The sequence below is a fragment of the Microcoleus sp. AT8-B5 genome (assembly GCF_036705565.1).
Classification (GTDB): Bacteria; Cyanobacteriota; Cyanobacteriia; order Cyanobacteriales; family Microcoleaceae; genus Microcoleus.
In genome coordinates this window covers 1-13,819 of the sequence record NZ_JAUBUY010000085.1, presented here as the reverse complement: position 1 = coordinate 13,819, position 13,819 = coordinate 1, and the positions used below count along the sequence as shown (strand labels likewise).

Annotated in this window: 12 protein-coding genes; 9 read left to right on the top strand and 3 right to left on the bottom strand. The window is 44.9% G+C overall.

Features of this window, described 5'->3' with window-relative positions; translation table 11 throughout:
• Positions 1-247 precede the first annotated feature (247 nt).
• Positions 248-1,072 carry a prohibitin family protein gene (locus QUB39_RS29460; protein WP_333212729.1) on the bottom strand — a complete coding sequence of 275 codons (825 nt, stop codon included), beginning with the start codon at positions 1,070-1,072 and terminating at the stop codon, positions 248-250.
• A gap of 660 nt (positions 1,073-1,732) precedes the next feature.
• Between QUB39_RS29460 and nfi the strand changes: the two genes are divergently transcribed.
• Both nfi and QUB39_RS29450 read left to right on the top strand, forming a co-directional pair.
• Positions 1,733-2,380, top strand: a complete 648-nt coding sequence (gene nfi, locus QUB39_RS29455) for a deoxyribonuclease V (RefSeq protein ID WP_333057614.1) — start codon at positions 1,733-1,735, stop codon at positions 2,378-2,380.
• Positions 2,381-2,839: 459 nt separating this feature from the next.
• Positions 2,840-3,070, top strand: a complete 231-nt coding sequence (locus QUB39_RS29450; protein WP_006631632.1) for a KGG domain-containing protein — start codon at positions 2,840-2,842, stop codon at positions 3,068-3,070.
• Positions 3,071-3,250: 180 nt separating this feature from the next.
• Here the strand turns inward: QUB39_RS29450 and QUB39_RS29445 are convergent, their stop codons facing one another.
• The gene (locus QUB39_RS29445; protein ID WP_333485226.1) at positions 3,251-3,421 is read right to left on the bottom strand and encodes a hypothetical protein; all 171 of its coding nucleotides are present in this window, start codon (positions 3,419-3,421) and stop codon (positions 3,251-3,253) included.
• Between the two features lie 274 nt (positions 3,422-3,695).
• Here QUB39_RS29445 and QUB39_RS29440 point away from each other — a divergent pair, with 274 nt between their 5' ends.
• The 4 genes from QUB39_RS29440 to QUB39_RS29425 all read left to right on the top strand — a co-directional run bounded on the left by QUB39_RS29440 (position 3,696) and on the right by QUB39_RS29425 (position 8,440).
• Positions 3,696-4,226: an FHA domain-containing protein gene (locus QUB39_RS29440; RefSeq protein ID WP_333057612.1), complete on the top strand. Its 531-nt coding sequence runs from the start codon at positions 3,696-3,698 to the stop codon at positions 4,224-4,226.
• Positions 4,227-4,461: 235 nt separating this feature from the next.
• On the top strand, positions 4,462-6,465 hold the full coding sequence (locus QUB39_RS29435; protein WP_333485225.1) for an FHA domain-containing protein: 2,004 nt from the start codon (positions 4,462-4,464) through the stop codon (positions 6,463-6,465).
• A gap of 149 nt (positions 6,466-6,614) precedes the next feature.
• Complete coding sequence (locus tag QUB39_RS29430) at positions 6,615-7,043, top strand: hypothetical protein (RefSeq protein WP_333212723.1); 429 nt, start codon at positions 6,615-6,617, stop codon at positions 7,041-7,043.
• Positions 7,044-7,210: 167 nt separating this feature from the next.
• The gene (locus tag QUB39_RS29425; RefSeq protein WP_333212721.1) at positions 7,211-8,440 is read left to right on the top strand and encodes a DNA cytosine methyltransferase; all 1,230 of its coding nucleotides are present in this window, start codon (positions 7,211-7,213) and stop codon (positions 8,438-8,440) included.
• Here the strand turns inward: QUB39_RS29425 and QUB39_RS29420 are convergent, their stop codons facing one another.
• Positions 8,441-9,313 carry a Cfr10I/Bse634I family restriction endonuclease gene (locus QUB39_RS29420; protein WP_333212719.1) on the bottom strand — a complete coding sequence of 291 codons (873 nt, stop codon included), beginning with the start codon at positions 9,311-9,313 and terminating at the stop codon, positions 8,441-8,443.
• 202 nt (positions 9,314-9,515) lie between these two features.
• On the opposite strand from QUB39_RS29420, the gene miaB reads away from it, so the two are divergent.
• The 3 genes from miaB (at position 9,516) to QUB39_RS29405 (ending at position 13,467) form a co-directional block, all read left to right on the top strand.
• Positions 9,516-10,856: a tRNA (N6-isopentenyl adenosine(37)-C2)-methylthiotransferase MiaB gene (gene miaB / locus QUB39_RS29415; protein ID WP_333057608.1), complete on the top strand. Its 1,341-nt coding sequence runs from the start codon at positions 9,516-9,518 to the stop codon at positions 10,854-10,856.
• 197 nt (positions 10,857-11,053) lie between these two features.
• A complete protein-coding gene (locus QUB39_RS29410; RefSeq protein ID WP_333212716.1) occupies positions 11,054-12,124 on the top strand; it encodes a D-alanine--D-alanine ligase family protein in 1,071 nt (356 codons plus the stop codon).
• Between the two features lie 260 nt (positions 12,125-12,384).
• The gene (locus QUB39_RS29405; RefSeq protein WP_333057606.1) at positions 12,385-13,467 is read left to right on the top strand and encodes an AI-2E family transporter; all 1,083 of its coding nucleotides are present in this window, start codon (positions 12,385-12,387) and stop codon (positions 13,465-13,467) included.
• Positions 13,468-13,819: the final 352 nt, after the last annotated feature.

Genomic DNA, 13,819 nt, shown 5'->3' with positions numbered 1-13,819 from the left:
CGTTTTGGACGGGCGGGACGCCCATCCCACAATAACAATTAAAATTGTAAGTTATTTAATTCGCGATCCTAAGCGGGATTTCACGTTAGTTGTTAGTTGTATTTTATACGCTTGCTGTTCGGCATTTAAAAAAGCACATCTTCACATCCGCAGTGAAAAACCCTCTATTCTTCCCCCCCTCAGACTCTCTCCCCCTCCCCCCTTCTCCCCTTCTCCCCGCGCCCCGGCAATCACGATCGGCAGCAGCTTATTTAGCAGGAGTTGCGGCTTGAGAAGTCGGTGGCGCAATATTAATTAATGGCAAAGTTCCGCCTCCTCCCATTACTGTCGGAAACTGGCCGTTCCATTTTTCAATAGCTTGCTGCTGCAAAATTTCGGCTGTTAATGTTTGCCGCTGCAAGCGTTGAGCTTCGGCTTTACCTTTAGCGCGGTTAATTTCAGCTTGAGCATCTTGGGTGGCTTTTTGAACTGTAAATTCTGCTTGTTTAGCTTCTTGTTCGGCTATTTGTTTGGATTCGATGGCTTTGCTAAATTCGGGAGAAAAGCCAAAATTTATTAAAGAAACATCTCTGACGATGACGCCGTAAGGTTCCAAACGCTTTTTGAGGCTGTTGTCGATTTCTGTTTTGAGTTCTGTGCGCTTAGTAATAATTTCTTCTGCGGTTTTTTTAGAAGTTGCTGCTTTGAGAACTTCCGAAATTGCCGGACTCAGAATGCTGGTAACAATTTGTTCTTCGTCTCCTATTTGTTGAAAAACTTGATTAACTTTGGCGGGGTCAACATTCCAGTTGACTGCCAAATCTGTAGTAATGCTTTGCAAATCTTTGGATGCTGCATCTGCTTTCAAATCGGTTTTTTGTACCCGCACGCTGAGAGTTTTTACAGAGGTGAAGATCGGTAAAATCGGGTGGATGCCTTCATCTAAAATCGCGTCTTGAACTTTCCCGAAGCGCATCATAACGCCCCGTTCCCCTGGGCCGACGAGGGCAAAAGGTCTTAAAATTAAGGCGGCGATGATGAAGACGATGCCACCGACGATGTAGAGAGCTAGGTTGTACTGAACACTTTGCATGGTTTTCATATGTTAATTCAGCTAAGTTGTTTTACTGGATGTTAGTTGTCTATTCGCTCTTATCTAAGATTATAACTTCCGGTTAATGGTGCAACAACTCATAAATTTCTTTATTTTTTTCATAAAAGTCATAGGATTTTGAGCGTCGGAAAGCTTTTTAAATCAAAAAGATATGAGATTGCCGTTACATTGAGGCTCTGGTATGAACAATGGCATTTGTACCTAGCTGAAATTGTTGATGAATAAATGTTTCAATCGTCTTGACAAAGAGGATTTTTTTAGATATAGCAGAAGTAAATAGATAGCTCGATCGCTCTTTGAGAAGCGATAAAAGGGCGATCGGAAAGACAAAGCTTTCTAGAAAGCTAAAAAATCAGAATTGAACAGCTAATTTTTGGGTAAATTTTAATGGTAAATGGCAGGTGCGTGCCACAAAAACCTTTGCGGGTTGCTGCAAGCCAGGAAAGATAGAATTTCCATCTGCGACGTACAGACTCTATTTGTAGAATTGGCATCGGCCCGACTTGCTAAACCCTCCTGAGTAGAAAAAAGACTGCTTGGGCAAGTTGGGAATTTATAGCTACAAACGATAAAAATCCGAGTTTAAAAATGCCCGAAAATAAGTTAAGCTTAGATGAGAACGGTTGAAGAAAAATCAAAATGTTGCAGCGACACCCTTGGCCGCAGACAATTGAAGAGGCGATCGCCATTCAAGAACAGCTTCGGTCAGAGGTAATTACCCAAAATCAACTGGACACAGTTCGGTACGTCGCCGGTGTAGATGTCGGCTACGACAGTGCAAACGATGTATCGCGGGCCGCTGTAACAGTTCTGAGCTTTCCCGACTTGCAATTGCAGCAGCAAGCTGTGGTTCGCAGTCCTACAACTTTTCCTTACCTTCCGGGTTTCCTGTCTTTTCGAGAAGTGCCGGCAGTCCTTGATGCGTTGGAAAATATCAGTTTGAGGCCAGACTTGATATTGTGCGACGGTCAAGGACTAGCCCATCCCCGCCGATTCGGTCTGGCGTGCCATTTGGGGGTTTTGACAGGGATTCCCACGATCGGAGTTGCCAAAAATCGATTTATGGGAGAACATTCCGAAGTCGGACTCGACCGGGGCAGTTGGCAACCCTTGCTGCTAGAGGGATCAACGGTAGGCGCAGCGCTAAGAACGCAAACAGGGGTAAAGCCGATGTATGTTTCGATAGGTCATAAGGTAAACTTGATAAGTGCGATCGAGTACGTCCTGCGCTGCGCCCCAAAATATCGCTTGCCAGAAACCACTCGATCGGCAGACCAACTAACATAGGGATCGGTGGCAAGCGCGGAATGGCTCAAAAAAAAAAGTAAAAAGACCAAAAAAGCATCCGTCTTGGGACTTTTAGTTTTTGAGGAGGCGCGGTTAAGTCGAAAAATCCTCTGAGTCTACTGCCAATCAGCTTTCGGTTCCATCCTTCCAGCGAACTAAAGAATGACTATACCTGAGAAAGAGGTATAAAAGTTGGGGGGTTTATAGAATGATTGAAAGACAGTAACCAGCTTAAAAAATTGGCGGCTCTAACTATAGTGCCCGGGCGTGAACTATTTTTAGTTCACATTTGTAAGTTATGAAATATTCATTCTGCGAGTTAAACCAAAAGCTTAGATTCGTCTGATGAGGTTTCATAATTTACCGTCGGATATCTCACCACTGGCTGGGAGTAACCATGACAGTGGGAGGCGAAGGCGCGATCGAGCTAAAAAATCAGAAAAAAACAAGGAGACAGTCATGGCTGAGAAAAGCAAACGCGGATTCGCTTCTATGGATGCAGAAAAACAGCGCGCAATTGCTAGCAAAGGCGGAAAAGCTGCACACGAGAAAGGAACTGCACACGAATTCACCCCTGAAGAAGCCAGACAAGCTGGCCAAAAAGGCGGCGAAGCTGTCAGCAGAAATCGCGAACACATGGCTCAAATTGGTCGCGAAGGCGGTCGCAAAAGCCGCAAAAGCGAAGCTTAAGTCTCTTAAGGCTTGCCCTGTAATGAAAGATTGCACAGTTGCAGCGTGAGACATAGCACTAGGACAGTAAACGTTTGAGGAGGGGGGGCGATCGAAGTTACCAAGGTAGTTCGATCGTCCAACCTCCAAAATTCGTGACTAGCGCACCACAGCCTCGCAAATGTGAAAACCCCCCAGGAATTACTTTTTAGCAATCCCTGGCAAATCTTGAACAGCAATTTTTTTACCAAGCTGCACTGCGGTCAATAATTTTGCGGGAAAGAAAAGCTGGTAAGCGCGAGTCAGTCTCTCAAAAAAAGCCAATACGAGCACTAAAAGCCCCGAACTCAGGGCTTTTTTGTTTAGCTGCACATAATAATATTTTTAGAAGTGCGATCGAGTCGGCGTCATTCGATTTTAGATTTTAGATTTTAGATTTTGGATTGACTTGCGCGAGATTAATTCGGGGGACGCAAGGATTTTAGATTTTAGATTTTGGATTGACTTGCGCGAGATAAATCACGTGGCGGGTACCACATGAAGAAATTCTTGGTCAATAATTATAATTAAGTTTTTTGGTGAGGAACTCCGTCCTCAAAATAAATCAGTTAATATTTTTTTATATTTTTGAGTTAACTATAAAATCATGACAAACCAGCTCACTTTAGCATGGACAGAAGCTGGGGTGCGCCAAACTCAGACAATTGAAAACGGACAGCCGAGCAAAAATCCGGGAACCGTGAGGATCGGGCGCGATCCGGCGAAGTGCGATATAGTATTTTCGCATCCCAGCGTATCGGGGCTGCACGTTGAAATATTTTTTAATCAGGAATTGCAGGAGTATGCAGTGCGGAATTTGCGCGAAAGCAATCCGCCGCTGGTAGATGGAAAAATTCTCGCCCGAGGCGAAGCAAAATTGAAATCGGGAAGCCACATCCATTTAGGCCAAGTGCAAATTGAGGTGGTGAATGTCACGGAGGTGCAGGTAGCCGCGCCCCAGACAGTTTTGCTGTCTGGGCCTCCCGCACCTGGTAACTTTCAGCCGACGGGGCCTTCAAAATATGGTTTGCAGTGTCCCAAGTGCAGCCGAATTTCGCCTTACGCACAGTTGAATGCGGGGTGTCCGTGGTGCGGTACTTCTTTGGCGGCGGCGGCGAGTGTGATGCTGTCTCCGTGAAAGTTTGAAAAACTCAGATGTTGCACCATTCTCAATTACTTGTTTAGGAACAGGCTTTTCGGCCTGTTCCACAAGAAAATTCATCTATTGTGGAATGGGCCGGAGAGCCCGTTCTTGACAATGGTGCAAGATTTAAGAAAAACGGAAACTCAGGCTATCCGCTAAACACTCTCAACTTCAAAAATCTTTTTTTGCAGAAAGCTCAAAGCCGACGGCTGATGTTTAAAAAATAATCATGAATTCTCAACCCTTGCGCCTGCGACTGACTTGGACAGATACAGCTACGGGGGATTGTCGATCCCCCATACTCGACTTACCCATCGCTTTGGGACGAATTTTTGAAGCTATGCCCGCCACAATCAACGGGAAACGAGTTTCTCGAATTGCCCTCAGCAGCAGTCAAGTTTCTCGCTTTCATGCAGTGATTGGCACCGAAGGTAACAGTATTTTACTGACTGACACGGGTAGCCGCAACGGTACTTTTGTTAACGGCATTCGCCAAACCCGGTGCGTGCTGGCAAACGGCGATATGCTGCAAGTTGGGCCCTACGCGATCGGCATTTCTTTTGCTGTTAATTCCCCTGAAACGCCGTCGGTCAATTCTCACATTTTCTTTAACCCGCAGACCAATGGGCCAGACCCGGCATTGGGGCCGCAAATAATGTCGCAGGTTTCTCAAACAGGTAGTAGGGGAGAATTTCCGCCGATCGCATTTTTGCACGCTTCTCAAGTGTCAATGCGATCGCTCCAATCTATGGGACTCCCTGTGACAGAAGTTGATTGGGCAGCCGTTGGTGGCGGTTTAGGCAGCTTTATTTGGGTGGATTTGCTGAGAATTTGCGGCGTGAAAATCGATCGAATTGCGGTTTTGGGCATGGAAAACCAGCCTTACGCCCGCTACCTGCGTTTGTGCTTGAATTCTCAAATTCCGCTGCGGGAACGCCTACGATCGAATTCTGACTCTTGTCCAGACAACATTTGGGGCTGGCCTCCCTATGCTTTGCGGGAAGCTTGGCAGGAATTGCTCAAAGGGCGTTTGGGGATGTCGTTGATGTTGATGTGGCAGGTGTTTGCTGAACCGACTTTTGCCGAAACTTATACGCCTCGCGCGGGGAATGTGTTTGATTCTATTGACAGGGAAGTCGATCGAATTGGGTGGAATCAGATGTTTCGCTACGGTAGAGTGCGGGGAATTCGCAAAACAGATGACGGCAGGTACGCGATCGCTTATTCTCGATCGAATGCGGATCACCGCGACCACGCTTTTTTAATCGCCAAATACGTACACTTAGCCACCGGCTATCCCGCCATTCAATTTTTGCCGGACTTGCAAGCTTACCGCGAAAAAACCCAGGATTTTGAGTCGGTTGTCAACGCTTACGAAAAGCACGACGGCGTTTACGAAAAATTGGAGGCCAGCGGCGGCAGCGTGTTAATTAGAGGCCGGGGAATTGTGGCTTCGCGGGTGGTGCAGCGAATTTACGAAGCGCGACAGCGGAACGGCAACATTCAAGTATTGCATTTGATGCGATCGCCCAAACCTCAAGGTAACAAATTTAAACTCGCTGAGCGAAAAGTCGAAAATCACTACGAATTTCAACCTTTCAACTGGCCGAAAGCTTGCTGGGGCGGGGAACTCCGCGTACTTTTGGAACAAGCCGCCCCTGAATTGCGGCCGCAGTTACTCACAGACTGGGGCGGCACTACCACAGCCCAGCGCAGCGACTGGCGGCGGATTGTCAAAGAAGGTTTAAGTCAAGGATGGTATCAAATTACCTTCGGCGAAGTCGAGCGAGTCGAGCGCGACAGTCAAAACCGCACGGTGACGTACATTCAGGAGAAGGAACTCAAGGGGCAAATTAAGTTAGAAGCTGATTTTATTATTGATGCTACGGGTTTGGACGCTAAGGTAAAAACCAGTCCCTTGTTAAACGATTTGGTAGCTCAATATAATCTTCCCCTCAACGGTTTGGGCCGGCTGAGTGTTAACAACGATTTTGAAGTGCCCGAATTGCGGAATTCTTCTGCTAGCAATACAGAAGGCCGTGTATACGCAGCCGGCGCGATTACTTTAGGAGGGCCTTACGCGCCCGTAGATAGTTTTTTGGGCTTGCAATACGCTGCCTTGCGATCGGTTGAAAGTCTGGCAGCCAACCGATCTCCGGGTGTGCGGAAATTGAGCGTTTGGCGATCGTTTGTGCAGTGGTTGAAGTGGATTTTAAATAAATCTCCCGGCTAACTGAGAAGAGGAAATTCGGCAACAAGAAATGTAGGGGATTTAATAGACTTAAACAAGCTTTGCTTTCAGTCTAAAATCTAAAATATCAATTCAAAATCGAACAATTTGACCATGTAATCTAAAATCTAAAATCTAAAATCTAAAATCGCATGACTCCCACCTTATTCGGTCGTTGGCAAACTCGCTTACTGTTATTTGTAACCGTAGGCGTTTTAGTAACGCTGCCCTTTTTTCTGGGTTTAATTATCTCCCAATCAGGCTCAATATTTTTCTGGATTTTAGGGTATGTAGCGATTTTTGGTCTCGGCTGGGATGCTTTATATATCTACATCCAAAAGTTCCGCTGGGATCGAGATTGGCCCGGTGCATTTCAATTACTCGCTGGAATTTGGGAAGCACTTTTTGTGTTATTTTTAATCAAAGTTATCGGTTTACCGGGGATACCTGCACAAGATTTTGACTTAGGAGCTTTTGCTTTGCATTATAGTTTAGTGTGGCTAGCTATTTATCTGGCATCGCAAACACTGATGCGGATTTTGTTTCCCCACTGGCGTTTCCGAGGCGGCCAATGGTTGTAATAATATCTGTAGGGGCAGTTTTTACCAACAATAATCGCCTCAAACACGCCCGGTCATTCTATAATATATGAGCAGGTTTAGCCAAAAATATCCGAAACTCACAGAGTAGTTTTCGCTCAAAACCCACCCCGGCCATTCTACCGATTACCAATTACCAATTACTTCCCGTGCACCTAATTCAACACAAAACCGCTATATTCTCATTTTTTTCAGGTTCAGGCTTCCTTGATTTGGGTTTTGAATCGCTCGGCTTTAATATAGTTTATGTAAATGAAATTTTCTCGCCATTCCTCCAAGCATACCGCCACTCTCGCCAGTGTCTAAATTTACCACAGCCAGAATACGGACACTGCGAAGGAGAGGAAGCAGATGTGACTCGACTTGTAGAGGGAAAACCAGCACTTCATTTGCGGGAATTGATGCAAGATGCTCGCAAGAAACACGATATTATTGGATTTATTGCGGGACCGCCTTGTCCTGACTTTTCTATTGGTGGCAAAAACCGAGGTGGGGAAGGAGATAAAGGTAAACTTTCAGCTTCCTACATTGAATTGATTTGCCAACAGCAGCCGGATTTCTTTTTGTTTGAAAACGTCAAAGGTTTGTGGAGAACGAAACAACATAAAATTTTTTATGACGCACTCAAAAATAAGTTGTCTGAGTCGGGGTACGTATTTGTGGAACGTTTAATTAATGCGATCGAATACGGTGTGCCACAAGATAGAGACAGGATTATCTTAATCGGTTTCCGAAAAAATCTTGTCAAAGATATGGGCATTTCTTTAGATGAGAACAGCGAAATGTTACCTGAAGATATATTTCCTTGGTCAAGTGAAATTTTATATCCCAAGTCAGAAGTTTTTTCTAATCCTTGGCCCGATACTGATGCGTTTGCCTGCGATGGTTTATTGCCTTGTCCTGATGGCATTCCCAAAGAGTTAACAGTACAGTTTTGGTTCCAAAAAAATGATGTTGCAAACCATCCTAATGCGGAACATTATTTTCAACCCAGAGCTGGGATTAAAAGGTTTGCTGCTGTTGATGAGGGAGATGATTCTAAAAAATCTTACAAGCGTTTGCACAGGTGGCGTTATTCCCCGACTGCTTGTTACGGCAATAACGAAGTTCACTTGCACCCTTACAAAGTTCGCAGGCTTTCTGTTGCAGAAACACTGGCCGTTCAGTCACTGCCAAAAGAATTTGCGCTGCCAGAAAATATGACATTAAGCAATATGTTTAAAACGGTGGGAAATGGGGTTCCTTACTTAGCATCGAAAGGTATTGCTCAAACAATTATTAAATTTTTAGAAACAACAGAATGGCATTCGGAGCTGTCGCCACCCATCAATAAACAGTTAGAGTTACCTTTGAAGTTTCTTGAGAAAACTTACACTTAGCTATTGTCTAATAGCAGATTTAACTAAAGGTATTAAATCTGTTTTTCTGGTGTACAGGTATGTACCATCTACAAGTTTGAAGTTTTGTTCGATTGCTATACTATGAGGAGCAACTGCTGTTGTAAATATAGTCGTATCCGCAGGGGTTAACTCACTGGCAACCATATAATATTGCCAATTTTGATGCAATACATACCCCATTGCTTTAATCATCGCCGCCTCGAATAAAGGTTGATATCGGCGATCCGAACGGTTTGAAGTTTTAAGAGATGCTGCCGCTTTTACTTGTTCTAATTGTAATTTTCCTTTTAAAAAGTTGTACAATGCCAAACTATCTGGTTTTTTTACTTGTTGTTTTAACAAATGGTTAATAGATGTTGCAACCTCACTCTTACCAAGTACAACGATAATATAATCAGGACTTGGCATAAAAATATAGTCTTTAAAAGGAGCAAGTTTAGCTAGAGGTTGTCCAGATGCAAACTCACTACTTTTGAATAAACTTATAAATTTTGAAGAAGCTTCCTCGGCTCCTTCTTTTTGTGACTGTGAGTTTGGCAAAGAAAATACCGCGCTACAAGCATCATTATCTTGATTTATTTCCAATACAATTTCTGATAACAAGCTAGTTGCTATAAATTCATTCCATCTTCCCGTAGCGTTGTTAAGAGCACCCCCTTCAGGATTTTTTCCATAGATACTGTTAAAGGCTTCTCGTGTCTGAGTTCTAATCCAGCCAATAATTTCCTTAACCGATAAATTACTATCTAACCTCTCGACTACTTCGAGAGATAAATGCCTGTATATTGCTGTACTATTAATCTGAATTTTACGATTGGTGCCTTCCGTGAACCATTCAGTATAATTAACCATTTTTTGTTCCCTGCTATAAAATGTAAATTGTTACCCAAGTGTTAGGAAAACAACCAATGTATCTCCCCGTACTCAAAAATGCAGCAGTTTCTTAAGCAAGAACGATCGTATAATGTAAAAACGGGTTGAGAATATCTCTGCTGTTGAAAACTTTACCACAACGGCAAAACCAGCCTGCACTGAAAAATTATCTTTACTGTCCATGACCGTTAAACCCCGCCGCTATCACATCACTACTTTCGGATGCCAGATGAATAAAGCCGACTCGGAACGGATGGCCGGCATTCTGGAAAATATGGGCTTTGAGTTCTCGGAAGACCCGAACGAAGCTAGCTTGATTCTCTACAATACTTGCACGATTCGCGACAATGCCGAACAAAGAGTTTATTCTAACCTCGGAAGGCAAGCTCATCGCAAGCGCCAAGAACCGGGTTTAACTTTAATTGTAGCTGGATGCGTCGCGCAGCAGGAAGGTGAAGCGCTGCTGCGGAGAGTGCCGGAATTAGACTTAGTAATGGGGCCGCAACACGCTAACCGACTTGAAGATTTGCTGGAACAAGTTTTTGAGGGCAATCAAGTTGTGGCGACTGAAGCTGTGGAAATTATGGAGGATATTACTAAGCCGCGCCGCGATAGTAAGGTGACTGCTTGGGTGAATGTAATTTACGGCTGCAATGAACGCTGCACTTATTGTGTTGTCCCGAATGTTCGCGGGGTTGAACAGTCGCGAATGCCGGAGGCAATTCGCGCGGAAATGGAGGATTTGGGCCGTCAAGGTTACAAGGAAGTAACTTTATTGGGGCAGAATATTGATGCTTATGGACGCGATTTGCCGGGGACAAAACCGGACGGCAGCAACCAGCATACTTTGACGGATTTGCTTTATTTTTTGCAGGATGTGCCTGGTGTCGATCGCCTCAGATTTGCTACTAGCCACCCGCGCTATTTTACAGAAAGATTGATTAAGGCTTGTGCTGAATTACCGCAGGTTTGCGAACATTTTCACATTCCTTTTCAGTCGGGAGATAATGATATTTTGAAAGCGATGTCGCGGGGTTATACTCAGGAAAAATACCGCCGGATTATTGATACAATTCGCCGTTATATGCCGGATGCTTCGATTACTGCGGATGCGATTGTCGGCTTTCCTGGGGAGACGGAAGCGCAGTTTGAAAAGACTTTGAAGTTGATCGAAGATGTTGGTTTCGATTTGGTGAATACTGCGGCTTATTCGCCTCGCCCTGGGACGCCGGCGGCTTTGTGGGAAAATCAGTTGAGTGAGGAGGTGAAAGCCGATCGCCTGCAACGAATCAATCATGTGGTGACAACAACGGCGATGGAACGATCGCAGCGCTATTTCGGACGTACTGAAGAGGTTTTGGTGGAAGTCCAGAATCTCAAAGATCCAACTCAGGTGATGGGGCGCACTCGCGGCAATCGTCTCACATTTTTTAAGGGTGATATTGCTGAATTGGCGGGGAAAATTGTGCGGGTTAAAATTACAGATATTCGCGCTTTTAGTTTGACGGGGGAAATGCTTTAAATAGCACCGGAATGAGATAGGGGACGGCTTACTGGTGAACTTTTCTAAGAAGATGTAATTTTTTTTACCGCAGAGAGCGCAGAGGACACAGAGGAAGAGTGGGAGGGAGGAGATAAGTAGTTTTAAGGCGGTTCGTTTCTGCGTTGGCTGCGCTAACTGCGTGTATATTTGTCGAAAAGTCCTAGGAGTAGTGAAAAATGACAATGATGCGGATCGGGCTATTGTTCGGGGGGCGATCGGGCGAACACGATGTCTCAATTAGTTCGGCGCGCGCGATCGCCCGTGCCCTCGCTGCTGAGGAAAATGCCTCTAAATACGAAGTTCTGCCCTTTTATATCCAAAAAAACGGCCGCTGGCTGTCGGGAACATTACCTCAAGAAGTCTTAGCCACCGGAAAACCTCTGGAAATAGAGGAACAAACAGCAGAAGATGATTCTTCCGCTGGACAGTTTCCTAATTTTAATGCCGTAGATGTTTGGTTCCCTGTTTTGCACGGCCCAAACGGTGAAGACGGTACGGTGCAAGGATTGCTGAAATTATTGCAAGTTCCTTTTGTCGGTTCCGGCGTTTTAGGTTCGGCGCTGGGAATGGATAAAATTGCGATGAAAATGGCTTTTGCTCAGGCTGGTTTGCCGCAGGTAAAATACGTCGCTGTCAACCGTTCCGAAATCTGGTCTAATCCTTGCGTTTTCCCCAAATTGTGCGATAAAATTGAAGCAGAGTTGGGCTATCCTTGCTTTGTTAAACCAGCCAATTTGGGTTCGTCTGTGGGAATTTCTAAAGCTCGATCGCGCGCTGAATTAGAAGCAGCCCTCGACAGCGCCGCCAGCTACGATAGGCGGATAATTGTCGAAGCGGGTGTGGTTGCTAGAGAATTAGAATGTGCAGTTTTGGGTAACGATAATCCCCAAGCTTCAACGGTGGGAGAAATTACTTTTCAAAGCGATTTCTACGATTACGAAACTAAATATACCCAGGGACAAGCCGACTGCTCAATCCCGGCAAAAGTCAGCGGTGCGATCGTCTCGCAAATCCAAGAAATGGCAGTGCAAGCATTTTTGGCTGTAGACGCTGCAGGTTTAGCGCGAGTAGACTTTTTCTACATTGAATCAACCGGAGAAGTTTTGATTAACGAAATCAACACTTTTCCCGGCTTTACAGCTACCAGTATGTATCCGCAAATGTGGGCAGCGGACGGCATTTCTTTCCCTGAATTAGTAGACCGTTTAATTCAATTAGCTCTCGAAAGGCACGGGGAAAAAGGTTGAATTGCGATTTGCAAACCGCTGCCCGGTCAACTGAAAATAAATTATTTTCGCAGGTAATATATCCATACTAGCGGAAACGATATAACATAGTTGTGGCAGGCTCTGCCTGCCAGCAACCCAATTTCCGCTGCGGGTCGAGCAACTGGAAATTTTCAGCAGTCGGGTATAAATAAATACACTATAAAGTGGTTAAGAAAGAAGGGCGAATAGCAGCGCCAATCTCACATCTTGCATCTCAAATTTTAACTCGCTTAACTTAGATGAGACGTTTCACTCAACTGCAGCAGTGGTGGACTTACGGACTGGTATTTCCCCTAGCGGTACTCAACTGCTGGTTAGCCCTCCTAGTCTTTGAATATTTTCGCGCCCTGATTACAGTTTTGGTAGTGGCTACAGTGCTGTCTTTTTTGCTAGATTATCCCGTGCGCTTTCTGCACAGATACGGCTTAAAGCGCGATCGAGCAGTTTTATCGGTATTGTTTTTGACTTTACTGGTATTGGTGGTTTTAGCTATCACTCTGGCTCCCATTCTGCTAAACCAAATCACTGAGCTCGCCACCCGACTGCCGACTTGGATAGTTTCTGGCACAGAACAAATTGAAGCATTCCACAATTGGGCGGAAAATCGCAATCTCCGCATTGATGTTAGCGGTTTGACTACCCAATTGAGCGATCGACTTTCATTTCAATTGCAGTCTCTCACTGGCGAAATTCTCAGATTTGGTTTGGGTGCTGCAGACAGTCTGTTGAATTTCCTCCTCACCATAGTCGTGACATTCTACTTGCTCTTGCACGGCGATCGCGTATGGGAAGGATTATTTAAATGGTTTCCCTCCAAGCTGAGCCTTCAATTGCGAGAGTTGCTGGCGCGAAGCTTCCACAACTACTTCGTCGGGCAAGCAACTTTGGCGGGTTTGATGGGACTGTCTATCACTGTTGCTTTTTTAATTATGCGAGTTCCCTTCGGACTTCTGTTCGGTTTGGGTGTGGGTGTAATGACTATGATTCCCTTCGGGGCACCTTTCAGTATTTGCATTGTCAGTTTGCTAATCACATTAAACAACTTTTGGCTCGGAGTCACAGTTTTAGCTGTCGCTACAGTAATTCAGCAAATAATTGAAAGTGGCGTTGCTCCTCGGTTATTAGGCGGTTTTATCGGTCTCAATCCTGTGTGGATTTTAGTGGCGCTGCTGGTGGGGGTTAAGGTGGCGGGAATAGCAGGTTTGTTAGTTGCTGTGCCGATGGCTGGTTTTATTAAGAATACTGTTGATGTTTTGGAAAGTTCGAGGAAAAAGTCGAGGGAAATCGATTCGGTTAGTTCCATTGAACCGATGGAGCAATAAAATTCCTCCCTAGGTTCAAATTTTAGATTTGAAGAGAGTTTTTGCAGGCTATTTTGACTTAAGGTTTAGTTGGTACTTTAGCTTGAGGCTTTACAGGTTTTTTACTTCCTGCTTTAGGGTGAGGCTTTCCGGTGCTTTAACTGCTGTCCTTCATGGATGCAGGCGGGGTCAAAAACTCCGTTTCTACGTTAACCTCGATCGCTCACAACGAATATTTTGCGTAGAAACCTGGTTTTTTTGAGTGCACGATTGTTGTTGACTTCGGATATCAATCCTGTCAGAAACCTCAGCCTAAAGGCGTGAGGCTTGAAAGAGAAATCTAACAGGCCATTCTGACCAGACTAAGCTTTAA